14 protein-coding genes are annotated in these 18,656 nt (G+C 59.5%); 7 read left to right on the top strand and 7 right to left on the bottom strand.

All coding sequences use genetic code 11. The features are described from left to right. Window positions 1–21: 21 nt before the first annotated feature. The gene (gene rho, locus DFR37_RS01550) at window positions 22–1,278 is read right to left on the bottom strand and encodes a transcription termination factor Rho (RefSeq protein WP_113931485.1); all 1,257 of its coding nucleotides are present in this window, start codon (window positions 1,276–1,278) and stop codon (window positions 22–24) included. A gap of 70 nt (window positions 1,279–1,348) precedes the next feature. Continuing rightward, window positions 1,349–1,675 (bottom strand): thioredoxin TrxA, encoded by a 327-nt coding sequence (gene trxA, locus DFR37_RS01545; protein ID WP_113931484.1) that lies wholly within the window; start codon window positions 1,673–1,675, stop codon window positions 1,349–1,351. Window positions 1,676–1,915: 240 nt separating this feature from the next. Here trxA and DFR37_RS01540 point away from each other — a divergent pair, with 240 nt between their 5' ends. From DFR37_RS01540 to DFR37_RS01515, 6 genes are all read left to right on the top strand, one after another. After that, window positions 1,916–3,877 carry a DNA topoisomerase IV subunit B gene (locus DFR37_RS01540; protein ID WP_113931483.1) on the top strand — a complete coding sequence of 654 codons (1,962 nt, stop codon included), beginning with the start codon at window positions 1,916–1,918 and terminating at the stop codon, window positions 3,875–3,877. A gap of 3 nt (window positions 3,878–3,880) precedes the next feature. Next, window positions 3,881–6,190 (top strand): DNA topoisomerase IV subunit A, encoded by a 2,310-nt coding sequence (gene parC, locus DFR37_RS01535; protein WP_113931482.1) that lies wholly within the window; start codon window positions 3,881–3,883, stop codon window positions 6,188–6,190. A gap of 53 nt (window positions 6,191–6,243) precedes the next feature. Next, window positions 6,244–7,281: a CDP-6-deoxy-delta-3,4-glucoseen reductase gene (locus DFR37_RS01530; protein ID WP_113931481.1), complete on the top strand. Its 1,038-nt coding sequence runs from the start codon at window positions 6,244–6,246 to the stop codon at window positions 7,279–7,281. Window positions 7,282–7,347: 66 nt separating this feature from the next. Continuing rightward, on the top strand, window positions 7,348–8,601 hold the full coding sequence (locus DFR37_RS01525) for a D-amino acid dehydrogenase (RefSeq protein ID WP_113931480.1): 1,254 nt from the start codon (window positions 7,348–7,350) through the stop codon (window positions 8,599–8,601). 9 nt (window positions 8,602–8,610) lie between these two features. Next, window positions 8,611–9,951, top strand: a complete 1,341-nt coding sequence (locus DFR37_RS01520; RefSeq protein WP_113931479.1) for an extracellular solute-binding protein — start codon at window positions 8,611–8,613, stop codon at window positions 9,949–9,951. 277 nt (window positions 9,952–10,228) lie between these two features. Then, on the top strand, window positions 10,229–11,212 hold the full coding sequence (locus DFR37_RS01515; protein ID WP_113931478.1) for a diaminopimelate dehydrogenase: 984 nt from the start codon (window positions 10,229–10,231) through the stop codon (window positions 11,210–11,212). Between the two features lie 70 nt (window positions 11,213–11,282). Here DFR37_RS01515 and pobA read toward each other — a convergent pair whose 3' ends face one another. Continuing rightward, the gene (gene pobA, locus DFR37_RS01510) at window positions 11,283–12,464 is read right to left on the bottom strand and encodes a 4-hydroxybenzoate 3-monooxygenase (RefSeq protein WP_113931477.1); all 1,182 of its coding nucleotides are present in this window, start codon (window positions 12,462–12,464) and stop codon (window positions 11,283–11,285) included. Window positions 12,465–12,693: 229 nt separating this feature from the next. Here pobA and DFR37_RS01505 point away from each other — a divergent pair, with 229 nt between their 5' ends. After that, window positions 12,694–13,578 carry a helix-turn-helix domain-containing protein gene (locus tag DFR37_RS01505; protein WP_170139800.1) on the top strand — a complete coding sequence of 295 codons (885 nt, stop codon included), beginning with the start codon at window positions 12,694–12,696 and terminating at the stop codon, window positions 13,576–13,578. 84 nt (window positions 13,579–13,662) lie between these two features. On the opposite strand, the gene DFR37_RS01500 is transcribed toward DFR37_RS01505, so the two are convergent. The 4 genes from DFR37_RS01500 to DFR37_RS01485 all read right to left on the bottom strand — a co-directional run bounded on the left by DFR37_RS01500 (window position 13,663) and on the right by DFR37_RS01485 (window position 18,576). Continuing rightward, entirely contained in the window at window positions 13,663–14,619 is a 957-nt protein-coding gene (locus tag DFR37_RS01500) for a VOC family protein (protein ID WP_113931475.1), read from the bottom strand. An 82-nt stretch (window positions 14,620–14,701) separates the two neighbouring features. Next, window positions 14,702–15,541, bottom strand: coding sequence for a fumarylacetoacetate hydrolase family protein (locus tag DFR37_RS01495; RefSeq protein ID WP_113931474.1), 840 nt, complete (start codon window positions 15,539–15,541; stop codon window positions 14,702–14,704). 105 nt (window positions 15,542–15,646) lie between these two features. After that, window positions 15,647–16,816, bottom strand: coding sequence for an ABC transporter substrate-binding protein (locus DFR37_RS01490; protein ID WP_113931473.1), 1,170 nt, complete (start codon window positions 16,814–16,816; stop codon window positions 15,647–15,649). Between the two features lie 113 nt (window positions 16,817–16,929). After that, window positions 16,930–18,576 carry an FAD-dependent monooxygenase gene (locus DFR37_RS01485; protein ID WP_113931472.1) on the bottom strand — a complete coding sequence of 549 codons (1,647 nt, stop codon included), beginning with the start codon at window positions 18,574–18,576 and terminating at the stop codon, window positions 16,930–16,932. Window positions 18,577–18,656: the final 80 nt, after the last annotated feature.

The raw sequence follows: 18,656 nt of genomic DNA, 5'->3' as shown, positions 1-18,656 counted from the left end.
GGCTTTAGTGCCATTGCTTGGCTATTTTTTCATCATATCGAAGAATTCGGCATTGGTCTTGGTTGCGCGAATCTTGTCGAGGATGAACTCCATCGCGGCAACGTCATCCATTTCGTGGATGAACTTGCGCAATACCCAGATCTTTTGCAGCAGTTCCGGCTTGATCAGGAGTTCTTCGCGGCGGGTGCCGGATTTATTCAGGTTGATGGACGGATAGACGCGTTTTTCGGCCAGGCGGCGTTCGAGGTGAACCTCGGAGTTGCCGGTGCCTTTGAACTCTTCGTAAATCACTTCGTCCATGCGGCTGCCGGTCTCGATCAGCGCTGTGCCGATTATGGTCAGCGAACCGCCTTCCTCGAGGTTGCGTGCGGCGCCGAAAAAGCGCTTGGGCCGCTGCAGGGCATTGGCGTCCACGCCGCCGGTAAGCACCTTGCCCGAGGCGGGCACTACGGTGTTGTAGGCGCGGGCCAGGCGGGTGATGGAGTCCAGCAGGATGACGACGTCTTTTTTAAGCTCGACCAGGCGCTTGGCCTTTTCGATGACCATTTCCGCAACCTGCACGTGGCGGGTGGCGGGCTCGTCGAACGTAGAGGCAACGACTTCGCCGCGCACCGTGCGCTGCATTTCGGTGACTTCTTCCGGGCGTTCGTCGACCAGCAGCACGATCATCGTGGCGTCAGGGTAGTTTGTGGTGATGGCATGGGCAATGTGCTGCATCATGACGGTTTTGCCCGACTTGGGGCTGGCCACGATAAGAGCGCGCTGGCCTTTGCCTATGGGCGCAAAGATATCCAGAATGCGTCCGGTGATGTTTTCTTCGCTTTTGATGTCGCGCTCAAGCGTCATGACCTCGTTGGGGTGCAATGGCGTCAGGTTCTCGAACATGATGCGATGCTTGATGGCCTCGGGCTGCATGCCGTTGACCTTGTCGACCTTGACCAGGGCGAAATAGCGCTCGCCGTCTTTGGGAACGCGTACTTCGCCTTCGATGGAGTCGCCCGTGTGCAGATTGAATCGGCGGATTTGCGAAGGCGATATATAGATATCGTCGGTGCTGGCCAGATACGAGGTATCGGGCGAGCGCAAGAAACCGAAGCCGTCAGGCAGGACCTCGAGTACGCCGTCGCCGAAAATCTGTTCGCCTTGCTTTGCACGGCGCTTCATGATGGCGAACATGATTTCCTGCTTGCGCAGACGACTGGCGTTGTCGATTTCCAGGCTGGTGGCCATTTCGAGCAACTGCGAAACGTGCAGCGCTTTTAGTTCGGTGAGATGCATGTGAGGAGAGAAGGGGGTATTTGCAAAAATGATGGCGGGCCCAAGACAGGCCCGCGCGCAAGGAATCGTTTTAGACGGATTCGTCGAGGAAGCTGGTGAGCTGGGATTTGGACAGGGCGCCTACTTTCGTGGCAGCGGCTTTGCCGTCTTTGAACAGCATTAGCGTTGGGATTCCGCGTACGCCGAACTTGGCGGCGGTGTCGGGATTTTCGTCGACGTTAAGCTTGGCTATGGTAACACGGCCCTGGTATTGCTTGGCGGCTTCGTCGAGCAGCGGCGCAATCATCTTGCAGGGACCGCACCAGGCCGCCCAGTAGTCCACCAGAACCGGACCGTCGGCTTGAAGCACGTCGGCTTCGAAAGAGGCGTCGCTCACGTTTTGGATTAATTCGCTCATGATTTGAATAATGTAGGTAGATAAATGCGTACAGGTTGACTATACGAAACGACGGTGCCGCAACACAATGTATTCTAGTAATTGGCGGCGTCGTTTTTGCCGATTTCCGATAAGCATACCATTGTCGGGGGCGTGTGTGCATTACCTGTTAATTCAGACCAACATTTTAGCCCATTCGGCACGCCGCCGCGCGACATCCGTAAAATAGAGTTTTCGATCCACGGAATTTTTGGGGTTAACTTGGCTACACCACGCTACGACGAAGCTTCAATCCGGGTGCTGAAAGGGCTGGAGCCCGTGCGCCAGCGGCCCGGCATGTATACCCGCACGGATAATCCTTTGCATATCATGCAAGAGGTCATCGACAATGCCGCCGACGAGGCCCTGGCGGGCTATGGGTCGCAGATCAGCGTCACCCTGCATGCAGACGGCAGCCTGTCGGTCGAGGACGATGGGCGGGGCATTCCGGTCGGGATGCATCCCGAAGAGAAGGCGCCGGTGGTCGAAATCGTTTATACCCGGCTGCATGCAGGCGGCAAGTTCGACAAGAAGGCCGGCGGGGCTTATGCGTTTTCCGGCGGCCTGCACGGGGTGGGCGTGTCGGTGACCAATGCCTTGTCCACGCGGCTGGAAGTTACAGTGTGGCGCGACGCCCAAGAGCATCAACTGGCGTTTGCCAATGGCGAAGTGCTTGAGCCCTTGCGCCAGACGGGTACGGCCGCGCGCAAGAAAACCGGCACCCGTGTGCGTGTCTGGCCCGACCCCAAGTATTTCGACAGCGCTGTGGTTCCGGTGGCCGACCTGGTGCATTCCTTGCGCAGCAAAGCTGTGCTTCTTAGCGGCATCAAGGTGTCGCTGACCGTCGAGAAAACCGGCGAAGTCCGCCAGTGGCAATACGCCGACGGCTTGCGCGGCTATCTTGACGAAGCATTGGGCGATGCGGAAAAAATCGTGCCGATGTTCGAAGGCAGGCAGTATGCCGGCGCCGACGACGAGTCGTTTTCCGAAGGCGAAGGAGCGCAGTGGGCCGTGGCCTGGACTGTGGACGGCAGCGTTGTGCGGGAATCCTATGTCAACCTTATTTCCACCACGGCCGGCGGCACGCACGAAGCGGGGCTGCGCGAAGGGCTGTTCAGCGCGGTCAAGTCGTTCGCCGAATTGCACGGCTTGATTCCCAAAGGCGTCAAACTGCTGCCCGACGATGTATTCGCCCGGGCCAGCTTTGTACTGTCGGCCAAAGTGCTCGATCCTCAATTTCAAGGCCAGATCAAAGAGCGTTTGAATAGCCGCGACGCGGTGCGCCTGGTCAGTGGCTACGTCAAGAATGCCTTGGACCTGACCTTGCATGCCAACGTCGACGCCGCTAAAAAGCTGGCCGAAAGCGCAATACGGCAAGCCCAGGCGCGGGCGCGATCGGCGCAGAAGGTCGAAAAGCGCAAGAGTTCCGGCGTGGCGGTGCTGCCCGGCAAGCTGACCGATTGCGAGTCCAGCGATGCAACGCGTACCGAGGTATTCCTGGTGGAGGGCGATTCGGCCGGAGGCTCGGCCAAGATGGGGCGCGACAAAGAGTTCCAGGCCGTCCTGCCGCTGCGCGGCAAAGTGCTCAACTCCTGGGAGGTCGAACGCGACCGCCTGTTCGCCAATAACGAGATCCACGATATTTCGGTTGCCATCGGCGTAGACCCGCACGAAAGCAATAGCGCGGTGGACTTGTCGGGATTGCGTTATAACCGCATCTGCATTCTGTCCGACGCCGATGTGGACGGATCGCACATTCAGGTGCTGCTGCTGACTTTGTTCTTCAAGCATTTCCCCAAGCTGATAGAAACCGGCCATGTTTATGTGGCGCGGCCGCCCTTGTTCCGGGTAGACGTGCCGGCGCTGGGCAAGCGGCCCGCGCGCAAAGTGTATTGCCTTGACCAGGGCGAACTGAATGCGGTGCAGGACAAGCTGCGCGCCGAAGGTGTGCGTGAAAGCTCATGGAGCATCAGCCGGTTCAAAGGCCTGGGGGAAATGAGCGCCGAGCAGCTATGGGACACCACCATGAACCCGGACACCCGCCGCTTGATGCCCGTGAGCTGCGGCGAGGCTGGGGTGGAAGCCACGGTGCGCATGTTCGATATGTTGATGGGCAAGGGCGAGTCGAGCCAGCGGCGTAGCTGGCTGGAAGAAAAAGGCAATCTGGCCGAAGTGGATATTTAAGGTATGGACACGACACAAGCAGGTTTATTCGACGGACCCGCCGACGACGAGGGCGATAGCCTGACGCTGGCCAATTACGCCGAGCAGGCGTACCTGGATTACGCGGTTTCGGTGGTGCGCGGGCGAGCCTTGCCCGACTTGGCGGACGGGCAAAAGCCGGTTCAGCGCCGCATTCTTTATGCCATGGACGCCATGGGGCTGGGGGCCAATGCCAAGCCGGTGAAGTCGGCGCGCGTGGTGGGCGATGTGCTGGGCAAGTACCACCCGCACGGCGACCAGGCCACTTATGGCGCCATGGTGCGCATGGCGCAGGACTTTTCATTGCGTTATCCCCTAGTCGACGGCCAGGGCAATTTCGGTTCGCGCGACGGCGACAACGCCGCGGCCATGCGTTACACCGAAGCGCGCCTGACTCCGTTTTCACGCGTTTTGCTGGACGAACTGGACGAAGGCACGGTCGACTTCATTCCCAATTACGACGGCAGCCAGAAAGAGCCCCAGTTGCTGCCGGCGCGCTTGCCGGTCATGCTGCTGAATGGCGCTTCCGGCATCGCCGTGGGGATGGCGACCGAAATTCCTTCGCACAATTTGCGTGAGATCGCCGCCGCTTGTGTGGCCTTGCTCAAGAATCCCAAGCTGGCTGATGAAGATCTGTTGGCCCTGGTGCCGGGGCCGGACTTTGCCGGAGGCGGACAGATCATCTCGTCATCGTCGGATATAGCCCATATCTACAATACCGGACGGGGCTCGATCAAGGCGCGGGCGCGCTGGCAATTCGAGGAAATGGCGCGTGGCCAATGGCAGTTGGTTGTGACCGAGCTGCCGCCAGGGGCGTCTTCCCAGACCATCCTGGAAGAAATCGAAGACCGCACCAACCCCAAGGTCAAGGCCGGAAAGAAAAGCCTCACCAACGAGCAGCAGCAAACCAAGGCCTTGATGCTGGGCTTGCTGGATGCGGTGCGCGACGAGTCGGGCAAGCAGGCTTCAGTGCGCCTGGTGTTCGAACCCAAGACCAGCCGCATCGACCGCGACGAGTTCGTCAATACATTGCTGGCCCAAACCAGCCTGGAAGGCGGCGTATCGGTCAACCTGGTGTGCATCGGCACGGACGGGCGGCCGGGGCAGCGTGCCTTGCGCCAAGTGCTGGTCGACTGGCTGGGCTACCGCACAATTACAGTTACCCGGCGTACCCAGTATCGCCTGGACAAGGTTACCGACCGCATCCATGTGCTCGAAGGGCGCATGGTGGTGTACCTGAATGTGGACGAGGTCATCCATACCATCCGCGAATCCGACGAGCCGCGTGCGGCCCTTATGCTGCGTTTCCAGCTGTCGGAGCGGCAGGCCGAGGACATTCTTGAAATGCGCTTGCGCCAGTTGGCGCGCCTGGAAGGCTTCAAGATCGAAAAGGAACTGAACGAGCAAAAGGACGAACAGGGCAAGCTGACAGAGCTGCTGGCCAATCCGTCGTCGCTTAAGCGCCTGATCATCAAAGAGATCGAGGCCGACGCCAAGCAGTATGGCGACGACAGGCGTACCCTGATCGAAACCGCGGAGCGTGCGGTGCTGGAAACACGGGTAGTGGACGAACCTGTAACCGTATTGGTTTCGCAGAAGGGCTGGCTGCGTTCACGCCAGGGGCATGGGCATGACGCAAGCCAGTTCGGCTTCAAGACCGGCGACGCTCTGTATGCCGCCATTGAATGCCGCAGCATCGACAACCTGGTGGCCTTGTCCAGTACCGGCCGGGTCTATACCGTGGCGGTATCCAGCCTGCCGTCCTCGCGCGGCGACGGCCAGCCCATTACGTCCATGGTCGACGTCGAACATGGCGCCCGTATTGTGCACATGATGGCCGGGGCGGAGTCGCAGCGCTATGTGCTGGGCACGCAGTCAGGTTATGGTTTCATGACCAGCCTCAAAGACCTGACGACGCGTCAACGGGCGGGCAAACAGTTCGTTACGCTGGAACCAGGCGATGTGTTGCTTCGGCCGCTGGCTTTGCATCCCGGACACACCTCTTTGGCGATGCTCAGCAAAAAGAACCGTTTCCTGGTGGTGGGCTTGACCGAGCTCAAGGCCTTGTCGGGCGGCGGGCGCGGAACCATACTTATGAAACTGGATGCTCCGGACGTGATCGCGCAGTGGGCCGCCTTCGGCCCGGAAGGCTTGACGGCCGTTGGCGTTTACCGCAACAAAGAAACCGAAATGCTCTTGAGCCCTACCGAGCTGGAGCCATACGCGGGCAAACGGGCAAGCAAAGGCAAGGTGCTTGCAATCAAGATAAAACAGCCTGTATTCAAGAGCACGTAATCAGCATGCAAGTTGCCGTGTCCGTTCATAAATCATTCAGACGAAATTAAGCCATGAGTTTCAAGATTACCGTTCAGTCCAGCCACCACGAGTTCACCGCCGCGCCCGGAGCGTCGGTGCTGGACGTCGCCATGGACGCGGGCATAGTACTGCCGTACAGTTGCCGCAACGGGGCATGTTCCACCTGCAAGGGCAAGGTCGTTTTGGGCAGCTACGAGGCCGGCCCCAATCCGGCGCAGATACTTTCGCCTGAAGAGCTGGCCGAGGGCTACACCCTGTTTTGCCAAGCCAAGCCCACTTCCGATCTGGTCATTGAGGCGCGCGAGGTGCGCATGGCCAGCGACATCCAGATACGCAAGATGCCGGCCCGGGTCATGGGTCTGGAAAAGCTGACCGACGATGTGACGGTCATTCGCTTGCAGATGCCGCCCGCCGAGCCATTTCGCTATTATGCCGGCCAGTATATCGAGTTCATCCTGAAGGACGGACGGCGCCGCAGCTACTCCATGGCCAATCCGCCGTCCGACAACAATCTGGTCGAGCTGCATGTACGGCATATGCCTGGCGGCGTCTTTACTGATCATGTCTTTGGCGCGGGTCCAACCCAGATGAAGTTGCGCGAAATCGTCCGTGTCGAAGGGCCGCTGGGGTCTTTTTTCCTGCGCGACGATAGCGACAAGCCGGTGGTTTTTCTGGCCAGCGGCACGGGATTCGCGCCCCTAAAGGCCATTATCGAGCGCATGATGGAACAGGGCGTTGCGCGCAAGGCGGTGTTGTATTGGGGCGGGCGTCGCCCCCGCGACCTGTACATGGACGAGACAGTAAAGGAATGGACCGCGCGCTGGCCCGCACTGTCGTATGTGCCGGTGGTTTCGGACGCCACGCCGCAAGACGGCTGGACGGGACGCACGGGGTTTGTGCATGCGGCCGTGCTGGAGGACTTCGCCGATCTTTCAGGACACCAGGTGTATGCTTGCGGCGCGCCCATCGTGGTGGAGAGCGCGCGCAAGGACTTCGTGCACCTGCGCGGGCTGCCCGAGGAAGAGTTTTTTGCCGACGCCTTTACCTCGGAAGCGGATGTGCAGCGGTAGGGGCCCGGGTAGCGGCTTCGATGCTCCGGCCCAGGCCGGAGTTGTTCACGTTTAAAGGTTGGAGTCATGAAAGTAGCGGTATTGGGTAGCGGTATTATCGGAACAGCCACCGCCTGGTGGCTTAGCCAGGCGGGACATGAGGTTGTGGTGATAGACCGGGAACCCGGGCCGGGGCAGGAAACCAGCCGCGCCAACGGCTGCCAGATATCGGTTTCCTACGCCGAGCCCTGGGCCAATCCGCAGGCTCCCTTGCGGCTGCTCAGGTGGTTGACGCAGAAGAACGCGCCGCTGTCCTTCAAGCCGCAGTTCGACTTGCGCCAGTGGGCCTGGGGCCTGGCATTTTTGCGCGAATGCCTGCCCGGCAGGCTGGCGCCCAATATCCGGGCCATGGTCGCCATGGCCGAATACAGTCTGGGTACCCTGAAATCCATGCGGGCCGAGTTGGGCATTGAATACAACCATCTCGAGCGCGGCATCCTGAACTTCTACCGCGACAATGAAGAGTTCGATGCTTCGCAGAAAGCAGCGGACGTCATGCGCGATTTCGGCGTCGACCGCCGTATTGTCGGACCCGACGAGATCGTGCAGATCGAGCCGGCGCTGGAACCTGTACGCGGCAGCATCGTGGGCGGCGACTATACCGCCGAGGACGAAAGCGGCGACATCTATCTATTTACTGTTGCCCTGGCCGAACGCGCGCGGCAGGCTGGCGTGCAGTTTCGCTATTCCACCCAGGTAAATCGCCTGGTCGCGGCAGGCGGACAGGTCCAAGAGGCGGAGGTAATCAATCCTGACGGTTTGTTCGATAGCGTTACCGCGGACGCTTACGTTGCGGCTTTGGGTTGCTGGACTCCGAATCTGGTGTCGCCCCTGGGCGTGCCGTGCCGCGTTTATCCGGCCAAGGGGTATTCCGCCACCTTCGACATCATCGACGAATCCAGCGCGCCGATGGTCAGCCTGACCGACAGTGCGCATAAAGTCGTTTACAGCCGCCTGGGGAACCAGTTGCGCATGGCCGGGGTGGCTGAATTGGGAGGGTATTCGCGTGCCTTGAATACAATACGTTGCGAAAATATGTCAGGTTTGGCGCGCGACTTGTTCCCAACAGCGCTTGATTTTGATAATGTTCAATATTGGTCGGGTTTGCGTCCGTCTACCCCGTCCAATGTGCCGTTGATCGGCCGTACTCGCGTCTCCAACCTTTATCTGAACACCGGCCATGGCACGTTGGGCTGGACTATGGGTGTAGGTTCCGGACGAGCACTGGCCGATATTATTTCGGGCAAAACGCCCGAGCCTGTTTTTCCTTTTCTAGGTTGACACCATCTTATGAAGATACATCGGCTTTTTAGCGCGCCCCAGACCTTGCGCGCGCTATCCTTGGCCAGCGCCGTCGCGTTCATGGGCTTTTCCAACGCCCAGGCGGCAACCGACATTCAGGTTTGGCATTCGCTTAACGACCACAATGCCGCCGTTTTCGAAAAACTGGTCAAGCAGTTCAATCGCGACCAGAAAGATGTAAGCGTATCGCTCAAGTCTTTCCAAAGCAACGATGCCATCGAACCGGCCCTGGCTGAAAGCGCAAAAAGCAAAAAAGCGCCCAATCTGGTTCAGCTCGACGACAACCGCAACCCGGACGCCATTGCAAAACGCAGTTATATTTTGCCGATGTACAGCCTGCTGGCAAAACATCCCATCAAGGACGCCAAATGGTTCGTGGCCGCCGACGCGGGGTTCATGCGCGACGCCAAAGGACGCTTGCTGGCGCTGCCCTACATGGTCAATGTGCCGGTCATGTTCTACAACATCAGTGCCTTCCAGAAGGCCGGTATCGTTCCCGCCGAACCGCAGCGTTCCTGGCCCGGCCTGCAAGACCAGTTGGTCAACCTGGCCAACAAGGCCACGCGCTATTGCCCCTTGGTTACCGACCAGCCGGTTTCCGTCAACCTGGAGAACCTTGCCGCCGTCAACAACCAGTTCTACGCCACCAACGAAAACGGTCGCAAAGTCCCCAAAGGCAAGGCAGCGGCCCAGCCGGCTTTCGATTTCGACGTCATGTATGTAAGGCATTTGTCCTTGATGATCAGTTGGGTGCGCACCGAGCTTATGCTCAAGCCCGACCAGGAAGACAAGGCGGTCAAGCGTTTTACCAATAACGAATGTTCGGTGCTGTTGTCCTCGTCCAGTAACTTGGGCGCTTTCCGCGACAAGAACACCCTGAAATTCGGCATTGCCGGGCTGCCGTACTACCCCGCCGTAACTTCCAAGCCGGGCAATCCCTTTGTGGACGGCTCGGGCTTGTGGGCGACGTCGGGCCATTCGGCCGAGCAGGACAAAGCTACGGCGCAGTTCCTGGCCTGGCTGGCGCAACCCAAGAATGCCGCTGCCTGGTATCAGGACACCGGCTACCTGCCCTTGACCGAGCAGGCGTTCGCCATGACCGACGCCAGCTATTACAAGAACCTGGGCGATTGGCGCAACTTGGTGGCCGTCTACGCCAAAGAACCGATCCTGACCGCGCGCGGCTTCAAGATAGAAAACTATCCCAAGATCCGCGCCATGTTCCGTCAAACGCTGAATAAAGCGCTTAACGGCCAGGAACCCGCTGCGCCCGCGCTCAGTACCGCTTCGGCCCAGGCAACGCGCATGATGCGCGAAGGATCCCGTTAAGCTGCTGCGATATCGCCTCAAACAGCTATGCCGGCCTCGAGCCGGCATTTTTTTGGCCGCGCGCCCGGAGTGGACGCTCCAGTCCGCCGCGGCGCGCTGGACTGCCGGCAAAAGCCGTATCAGTCGGGTATTGGGGGTTCGGGTATTGCGGTTTCGCGGCGTAGAATCCTGCGCAGGTTGATAATCCCGTAGCCTGGCTTGCTGCGGACAGTGCGGTTGGCGGTTTTCGCCTAAAATCGGCGTCTTGAAAATATAGTCTTGAGTAAGGGTTTGAAGCATGAGTGCAAAGATACGTATTGGCATTGTCGGTTACGGAAACCTGGGGCGGGGCGTCGAGGCGGCCATTGCCCAGAATCCGGATATGGACCTGGCGGCGGTATTTACGCGGCGCGGACCCGGGGCTTTGAAGCTGCAGAGCGCGGCGCCGGTTCACCATATTGACGATGTCGCCGGCTTCAAGGGCCGTATCGACGTCATGATTCTATGCGGTGGCTCGAAAAACGATTTACCCGAGCAGGGGCCGGCATTGGCGGCCTTGTTCAATACGGTCGACAGCTTCGACACCCATGCCAGGATTCCGGCTTATTTCGAAGCCGTGAACCAGTCCGCCGAGCCGGGCGGCAATACGGCGCTTATCTCCGTGGGCTGGGATCCGGGCCTGTTTTCACTGAACCGCCTGTTTGGCGAGGTCGTGCTGCCGCAGGGGGCTACTTATACCTTCTGGGGCAAGGGACTTAGCCAAGGGCATTCCGACGCGGTACGCCGGGTTCCCGGCGTGAAGGGCGCAGTACAGTACACCCTGCCGGTTCAGGCTGCGGTCGAGCGCGTGCGCAGCGGGTCGCTGCCGCAGTTGTCCACTCGCGAAAAGCACACACGCGACTGCTATGTGGTACTGGAGCAAGGTGCCGATGCGGCCCAGGTCGAACACGCCATCGTCACCATGCCGGACTATTTTGCCGACTACGATACGACGGTCAATTTCATAACCGAAGAAGAACTGGCGCGCGAGCACGCGGCCATGCCGCACGGCGGATTTGTCATCCGCAGCGGCACTACCGGCGGCGGCAATGATCAGGTCGTGGAGTACTCGCTTAAATTGGGCAGCAATCCCGAATTCACTTCCAGCGTGCTGGTGGCCTACGCCCGCGCGGCTTACCGTTTGAACCAGCTGGGGCAAACAGGCGCCAAGACAGTGTTCGACGTCCCCCCCGGCATGCTGTCGCCGAAGACCCCCGCGGCCCTGCGTAAAGAATTGCTGTAAGCAAAAAAAAACCTGGCTGCTCGGTGCGGCCAGGTTTTCATCATAGGCCGCGCTTGGCGGGCTAAGGTATTTACTCTATAGGCTCGTAGGGCAGTCCTACGTAGTTTTCGGCGATGTTGGTCAGGCCTGCTTCCGAATTTGTGTAGTAGTCAAGCTCGGCTAGCTGAATGCGCTGGCCGAAACCGTCGTCGGAGAACTTGTGCAGCATGGAAGTCATCCACCACGAGAAGCGCTCGGCTTTCCAAATGCGGCGCAGTGCGATTTCGGAATATTTATCCAGCAGGTCGGTGCGCTGTTCCTTGTATACCTTGATCAGGATGCGGGACAGGTAGTGCACGTCGCTGGCGGCCAGATTCAGGCCCTTGGCGCCGGTGGGCGGCACAATGTGCGCCGCATCGCCGACCAGGAACAGGTTGCCGTACTTCATGGGTTCGGTGACGAAGCTGCGCAGCGGCGCAATGCTTTTTTCGATGGAGGGGCCGGTAACCAGGCGTTCAGCCACATGTTCTGGCAAACGGGTTTTCAGTTCGTTCCAGAAGCGGTCGTCGGACCAGTCGTCCACTTTTTCGTCCAGGCCGACTTGCACGTAATAGCGGCTGAGCGTCAATGAACGCTGGCTGCACAGGGCGAAGCCGCGCTCGTGGTTGGTGTAGATCAGTTCATGGTCTACCGGAGGAGTGTGCGACAGGATGCCCAGCCACCCGAAGGGATATACGCGTTCGAAAGTCTTGATCTTGTCCTTGGGCGCGGACTGGCGCGAGACGCCGTGAAAGCCGTCGCAGCCGGCAATGTAGTCGCATTCGAGCTCAACGGTCTTGCCGTCTTTGACAAAGGTAACGCGCGGCTTGTCGGTGTAGAGGTCGTGCAATTGCACATCTTCGGCCTCGTAGATGCTGACTCCGCCTTCTTTGGTGCGTGCTTTCATCAGGTCTTCGGTAACTTCGGTCTGGCCGTACACCATGACGGTTTTGCCTTTGGCGTATTTTTTGAAGTCGATGCGCTTTTGTTGGCCATTGAAGGCGAACGAGACGCCTTCGTGCACGTGGCCTTCGCGATCCATGCGCTCGTTGGCCTTGGCTTCGCGCAGCAGGTCGACCATGCCTTGTTCAAGCACGCCTGCCCGGATGCGGGTCAAAACGTATTCAGGCGACTTGCGTTCTAGAATGACGGTGTCGATGCCCTGGTGATGTAAAAGCTGCCCCAGCAGCAGACCGGACGGGCCGGCACCGATAATGGCTACTTGTGTTTTCATTGAAAGCCTCCTGATATGACGTGTCTGTTGCCGTCGCGGGCAAATTGGTCTCGCATCCAGCATAATCGCGGTCAGCGTGAATAAGCATGACCTGCTTACCTCGATATAGTGCGTCTTATGGCGGGCTTTTGGAATGGACTAATAAGTATAATAATTGTACTTTTCGAATATATTGCGAAATCTTGCCGCCCTAGGCCGCCGAGACTTGCAACCAGGGGTAGGGATGGCCATGGCGACCAACGTTCCTGTTTATAAATTATATGGCGAGCACAAAGAGTGGCTGACGCCCGATATGGTGCATTGTGAGTCCATTGCAGACCGCAGCAAATTGCACGATTGGCAAATCAAGTTGCACCAGCACCACGGTTTGATCCAGCTTTTGTATTTGCGCGGCGGCAGTGCGCGGGTGGGCCTGGACGGCCAGTATTTCGACATGCTGCCGGGCCGGATCGTGGTTGTGCCGCAGATGTGCGTGCATGGTTTCAAGTTCGACCCGGATGCGGTCGGCCATGTGGTGACCCTGGCGCATCCATTGGTGAACAAGCTTACCCAGGATATCGGCGATACGCGCGTCGTTCCCAGCGTGGCGCGCATCTATGAAGTGGGCGAGGGCGACGATGGGGCGCGAATGACCATGGCATTTGCCTCGCTGGACGCCGAGTACCGCGGCGGCGGCATGCATCGCAACTCATTGATGGAAGCCATGCTGATTGCCATTTTCGTCTGGCTGAGCCGCCACGAACCCTATGCAAGCGGCGACGCCGCCATCGAGCAGGACAGGGGACGGCAGTACTTTCAGCATTTTTGCCAGCTGATCGAAGAAGATTACGCCCGGCAATATCCGGTCGAGCATTACGCACGCCGCGTGGGCATCACGCCGGCTTACCTTAACGTGCTGTGCCGCCAATATGTCGACCAATCGGCGCTGGAGCTTATTCACCAGCGCGTTGTGCTGGCCGCCAAACGTAACCTCGTCTATACGTCGATGACCATCAGTGTGGTGTCGTATACGCTGGGCTTTTCGGACCCCGCGTACTTTACGCGCTTTTTCAAGCGCGAAGTAGGGCTTTCGCCCAAGGAATTTCGCAGGCAGGCCGCAACCTTGCTGGAGTAGGGCGGTGGCCGTTCGCAATGGCGGCGAGAAACGGCCGCACAGCAATCGTGGCGGCCGGGTCCGCTGTTCCGGCGTTGGCGGCTTCTATTTGGCGGTTTCGAAGTTGGTAATGAAGTCTTCGGGCATGGTCGGACCCCATACGTAAAGCGAGTCCTCGGGGGGGTAGTTGTCTGAAGGCCAGTCCAGCGTGGGCGGGATGAAGTCGATGTCGAATGAATATTCGGCATAGCTGCCCCAGGGGTCGCGTATGTAGCGAAAGTAGTTCGATCCCAATACATGGCGCCCCAGCCCCCAGCCCTTGTCGTAGCCCGCCTGGCTCATCTGTTGCGAGCCCAGCCCCACGGCGTCGATCGACTCGACATCCCAACTGCTGTGATGCAGGCCGTAGCCGTCGGATTTGGCCAGCGCGATCAGGTGATGGTCGCTGCCGTGCGGCGTATGAATGAAGGAGATGATGTCTTCCGAGCGGTCGGACATCCGCAGGCCCAGGGCCTCGGTGTAGAACTTCTGGCCGGCCGGGACATCGGGTGAAAACAACAAGATATGCGATAAGTGGCGCGGCCGCACCTGGCGGATGTGGTTGCGCTGAGGCGCCCGCCCGTGGTCGCTGTCTTCAATGGGAAAGACCCTGCTGGACTTGGCGCTGGGCGAGCTTTTTTCGGCCACCACCAGTTGTTGCGGCAGGCCGTCCGGCCCCAGAAACCACACGCCGTTTTCGCCTTGAGCGTGTTCGGGCGGCGCGCAGGAAGGCACGCCCAACTTGGTGAAGTGTTCTTTGAAGGCCTGCAAGTCCTTGGCGTCGATGCCCCAGGATATCCACAGTACCCGCTTGCGCTCGCCGCTTTGCACGATGCGGCCCCAGCGGTGGGGATTGCCGTCGGTGTACAAGGCCAGCGCGGGGCCTTCGCGACGTACGTCCAGGCCGAAATTGCTGTAAAAATGCTCGGCTTCGTCCAGGCGCGGAACGCTGAAAACGAATTCATGCACGGAGTGAACCGCCAGTACGCCTTCGCGGCGTGCCAAACTAGGGTCGGTAAGCATGTTGTCTCTCCACAGTCTTGTATATCCATGCGGACGCGGTCCGGCCCCTTACTGTTGATTGCAAGGGGCCGGTCTGCGCCTGTTAGACGACTTTTTGGGTTTGGGTGCCGAGCTGGTCGATGCGCAAAGTGACGACATCGCCTTTCTTGAGGAACTGCTGGGGCTTCATTCCCAGGCCCACCCCCGCTGGGGTGCCGGTGATGACGACATCGCCCGGCAATAGCGTCATGAACTGGCTAAGGTAGGAAACAATAGTGGCTACCGGGAAGATCATGTCGGCGGTGTTGCTGTGCTGGCGCACTTCGCCGTTGACCTTGAGCTCCATTTCGAGCTTTTGCGGGTCGGTCAATTCGTCGGTGGTGACAAGCCAGGGGCCGATGGGGCCGAAGGTGTCGAAGCTTTTACCCTTGCTCCATTGGCCGTTGCGCTTGATCTGCCAGTCGCGCTCGGAGACATCGTTGGCCAGGCAATAGCCGGCGATATATTTTAGTGCGTCTTTTTCGCTGACCTTTTGCGCCTTGGTGCCAATGACGAAGCCAAGTTCGATTTCCCAGTCGGTGGCGGTCGAGTCGTCGGGCAGCAGGATGTCGTCGTTAGGGCCGCTAAGCGAAGTAAGGGCCTTGGAGAAAATGACCGGTTCTTTGGGAATGTCCAGGCCCGATTCGGCGGCGTGGGCGCGATAGTTCAGGCCGATAGCCATGAACTGGCGCGTGCCGGCCACGGGCACGCCCAGGCGCACGTTTTTGTCGACCAGCGGCAGCTTTTCCAGGTTGATGGCGGTCAGGGCCTGCAAGCGCTCGGGCGAGAGCCAGTCGGGGGTAAGGTCGCCAGGAATCAGAAGGGACAGGTCCCGGATATTGCCCTGCGCGTCAAGCGCGCCGACTTTTTCCGCGCCAGCGGCGCCGTAACGAAGTAATTTCACAATAGCTCCAGTTTGAGGGGTGACTAAAATATATATTATTAATGCAGATATATTATGCACGAAGCGAGGCCAAAATGGCCACGCAATATGATTCTTCCTCCAACTTTACTCTTTGATCGGGTTTTTGTAGTCTTTCAGCGAATCGTCGAACTCCACGTTTTGCAGCTTGCCGGCCACGCGCTCCACTTTGCGTATGTATATCGTCTGGTTGATGTCGCGGGTCTCGGGGTCTATTGTTATGGGGCCGCGCGCGCTGACGAATGACATGCCACGCACTGCGGACATGAATTTGGCGGCCGAGGCGTCGCCTTTGGTTTTTTCAAGCGCTGCGTTGATAAGATGCATGCCGTCGTAGCCCGCCACCGCCATGAAATTAGGGCGCTGATTGGGGTAGGCCTTGTAATAGGCCTGTGTAAAGGCCTTGTTCTCCGGGGAGTCGTGCGCTTCCGAGTACTGGTGGGCGGTGACGACGCCCAGCACGTGGTCGCCCATGGCGTCGATGCTGTCTTCGGCGGTCAAGTCGCCAGTGGCTATGACTTTGATCCCCGCCTTGCCCAGGTCGCGTTCATTGAAGCCCTTGAAAAAGGCAACCGGCTGCTCGCCCGTAGGCAAGAACAGGAATAGCGCATCGGGCTTGGCGTCTTTAATGCGTTGCAGGAAAGGGCCGAAGTCGGGGTTTTTCAGCGGAACGCGGACCGCGCCGGCAATCTGCCCGCCTGCCTCGGTAAAGCTTTGAGTGAAGTAACGTTCGGCATCGTGGCCGGGGCCGAAGTCGGCCACGACGGTGAAGACTTTTTTCAAGCCGTTTTTCACCGCCCATGGGCCCAGGGGCACGGTATATTGCGGCACCGCGGCCGAAGTGCGCACAATATACGGCGATTTACCGGGCAGGCTGGATGTACCCGCATTCATGACGATCATGGGTACCTTGCCTTCGGTCGCGACCGGAGCCACGGCCAGCGCGCCCGGAGTCATGGCAAAGCCTGCCAAAATATCCACTTTGTCACGCACGATCAATTCCTGGGCGGCGCGCCGGCTGACTTCCGGCGCGGCGCCGGTATCGTCCTTCAGGATGACTTGTACCTTGCGGCCGGCAAATGTGTCGCCGTGTTCTTGCAAATAAAGCTTTACGCCGTTTTCGATGTTTTGCCCGTAAGATGAAAATGGGCCCGACATGGGAAGCACGAGGCCGATGCGCAGCGGTTCGGCGGCCTGCGAGATCGAGGCGGCGGCCAGCCCCAGGCTTAATGCGGCAAGTGTGCGGGTTATATTCATAGTTGTCTCCTTCGTGGTGTATTGGTCGATACTTGAAAGGCCTGGCGGCTTGACAAGCCCGCCAAACAAGGTTGCCCGAGTCCCAGGGGGCTTCGGGCTGTTAAGTTGGGTCGTCAGGGCTGCGTGTGGCCCAGAGATTTCTTCAAGGCGTGCCCCAGTTCTTCGCCCAGCACGTTTCCGCGCCAGGCGATGTGTTGGTCTGGGCGTACGAGTACATAGTCCGCGGCGTAAAGATCCCGCGCCTCGTCCGATTCGACGGCGCGATCCACCAGATGGCCGTGGGCCTGCAAGCCGGCCAGTTCATGCGCGGGCCTTCGGGCGCCGGCGCCCAGGCGCAACAGGGTAAAGCCCTGGCCGAAGTGGTCGTAAAGAGAAGACCCGTCGTCCAGCCATACGTGCGGCGCCCGGTGGCCCGGTCGTCCAGAGGGCAAGTACAGGTTGGCGGTGTCGGGCGGCGGCGAACCCGCTTCGGTGCTGACCAGCGGTGAATCTTCGTAGCGCGTGCCCAACTGAACGCCCGGGATGACAAATTCTTTATGCGCATGGAAGTTTAAATGCGCGCCGACGGCTTGCCGCGCGGCCCGGCCCGCCGCGTCGTCGTTTTCCAGCGCGCCGGGCAGGCGCACATAGCCGATGCTGTCCGCAAATTGCCGCGCAAATTCCGTATTGCGCCCGGCCACCGGCTTGCGCTCGGCTTCATAGCTGTTTGCCAGTTCGCTATGCCCGTGGCCTTTGACCAGCGCCTCCAGTTTCCATGCCAGGTTGGCGGCGTCTTCAATGCCGGTGTTGTAGCCCATGCCGCCGGTGGGCGTGAATAGATGTGCGGAGTCGCCCGCAAGAAATACCCGGCCTTGCCGCATTTTTTCGGCGACCAGGGCAAAGCCCGCCGTCCAGCTTGTGTTGCTGATAAGGTCGAACGGTACGCTGACGCCGATGGCGTTGGCCAGATGGCGTTCGACGTCGTCGCTGCTGGGCTGTGCGCCTTCCCGCAACTGGATGTTGATGGTGTAGCGGCTGCGGCCGTCGACGGCAATAATGAGCGAGCGCTGCTGGTGATTCAGAGTCCAGTATTGCCAGGCGCGCTTGTCTTTCAGGATGGAATGCAGTTCGGGAGAGTCGAAGTACGCGGCCGCCATCCGTCCGCCCATGAACTCGCGTTTTTCGCCGGCCGTACCGGTATAGTGCAGGCCGAGCAGTCCGCGTACGGTGCTGCGTGGACCGTCGCAGCCTATCAAGTATTTGGCGCGGCACGAGCTTATGCGGCCATCTGCGTGCGCAATGGCGGCCGTGACCGATTCTTTGTCCTGTTCAAGCCCTTGTACGGCGGCGTTGTAGTGGACCTGGGCTGCGGGGTTGCGCTTGGCGGCCTTCAGCAATGCGGGTTCGATATAAAGCTGGGAGCAGCGGTGCGGCAGTTCGGGGGTGGGCCATAGAAATTCCATGTCCCTGACTTTGGCAGGGGCGTCGGCAGAACCCGGCTGGTGCAGGCGGGCCAACTCGTGCTGCGACAAGCGGGTGAAATAAGCGACATCGGTCGGATGGTCGCCCGGCAGTCCCAGGCTGCGGACTTCGGCGGAAATTCCCAAGCGCCGATAGTGCTCCATGGTGCGCGCGCTATTGGCGTTGGCGGCCGGGTGGCTGCTGGTGCCGGACTTATCGTCGAACAGCTGTACCGACAAACCGCGCATACCCAGTTCGGCGGCCAGAAACAGGCCTACCGGGCCGGCGCCGGCGATCAGAACATCGCAGTCGTATTGCATGCAGTCTCTCCTCAATTTGGTACTAGTGTGAGTGCGCGGACTGTATGTGTCTATATAATGGGCCTTATTGGAAATATTAA

Source organism: Eoetvoesiella caeni (assembly GCF_003315175.1).
Lineage (GTDB): Bacteria > Pseudomonadota > Gammaproteobacteria > Burkholderiales > Burkholderiaceae_B > Eoetvoesia > Eoetvoesia caeni.
This window is presented reverse-complemented; position numbering and strand designations above follow the sequence as displayed.

Excerpts from the sequence above, each read along its gene's own strand:
- rho (WP_113931485.1), bottom strand. The coding sequence starts at position 1,278 with ATGCATCTCACCGAACTAAAAGCGCTGCACGTTTCGCAGTTGCTCGAA.
- trxA (WP_113931484.1), bottom strand. The coding sequence starts at position 1,675 with ATGAGCGAATTAATCCAAAACGTGAGCGACGCCTCTTTCGAAGCCGAC.
- parC (WP_113931482.1), top strand. The coding sequence starts at position 3,881 with ATGGACACGACACAAGCAGGTTTATTCGACGGACCCGCCGACGACGAG.
- DFR37_RS01530 (WP_113931481.1), top strand. The coding sequence starts at position 6,244 with ATGAGTTTCAAGATTACCGTTCAGTCCAGCCACCACGAGTTCACCGCC.
- DFR37_RS01525 (WP_113931480.1), top strand. The coding sequence starts at position 7,348 with ATGAAAGTAGCGGTATTGGGTAGCGGTATTATCGGAACAGCCACCGCC.
- DFR37_RS01520 (WP_113931479.1), top strand. The coding sequence starts at position 8,611 with ATGAAGATACATCGGCTTTTTAGCGCGCCCCAGACCTTGCGCGCGCTA.
- DFR37_RS01515 (WP_113931478.1), top strand. The coding sequence starts at position 10,229 with ATGAGTGCAAAGATACGTATTGGCATTGTCGGTTACGGAAACCTGGGG.
- pobA (WP_113931477.1), bottom strand. The coding sequence starts at position 12,464 with ATGAAAACACAAGTAGCCATTATCGGTGCCGGCCCGTCCGGTCTGCTG.
- DFR37_RS01505 (WP_170139800.1), top strand. The coding sequence starts at position 12,694 with ATGGCGACCAACGTTCCTGTTTATAAATTATATGGCGAGCACAAAGAG.
- DFR37_RS01500 (WP_113931475.1), bottom strand. The coding sequence starts at position 14,619 with ATGCTTACCGACCCTAGTTTGGCACGCCGCGAAGGCGTACTGGCGGTT.
- DFR37_RS01490 (WP_113931473.1), bottom strand. The coding sequence starts at position 16,816 with ATGAATATAACCCGCACACTTGCCGCATTAAGCCTGGGGCTGGCCGCC.
- DFR37_RS01485 (WP_113931472.1), bottom strand. The coding sequence starts at position 18,576 with ATGCAATACGACTGCGATGTTCTGATCGCCGGCGCCGGCCCGGTAGGC.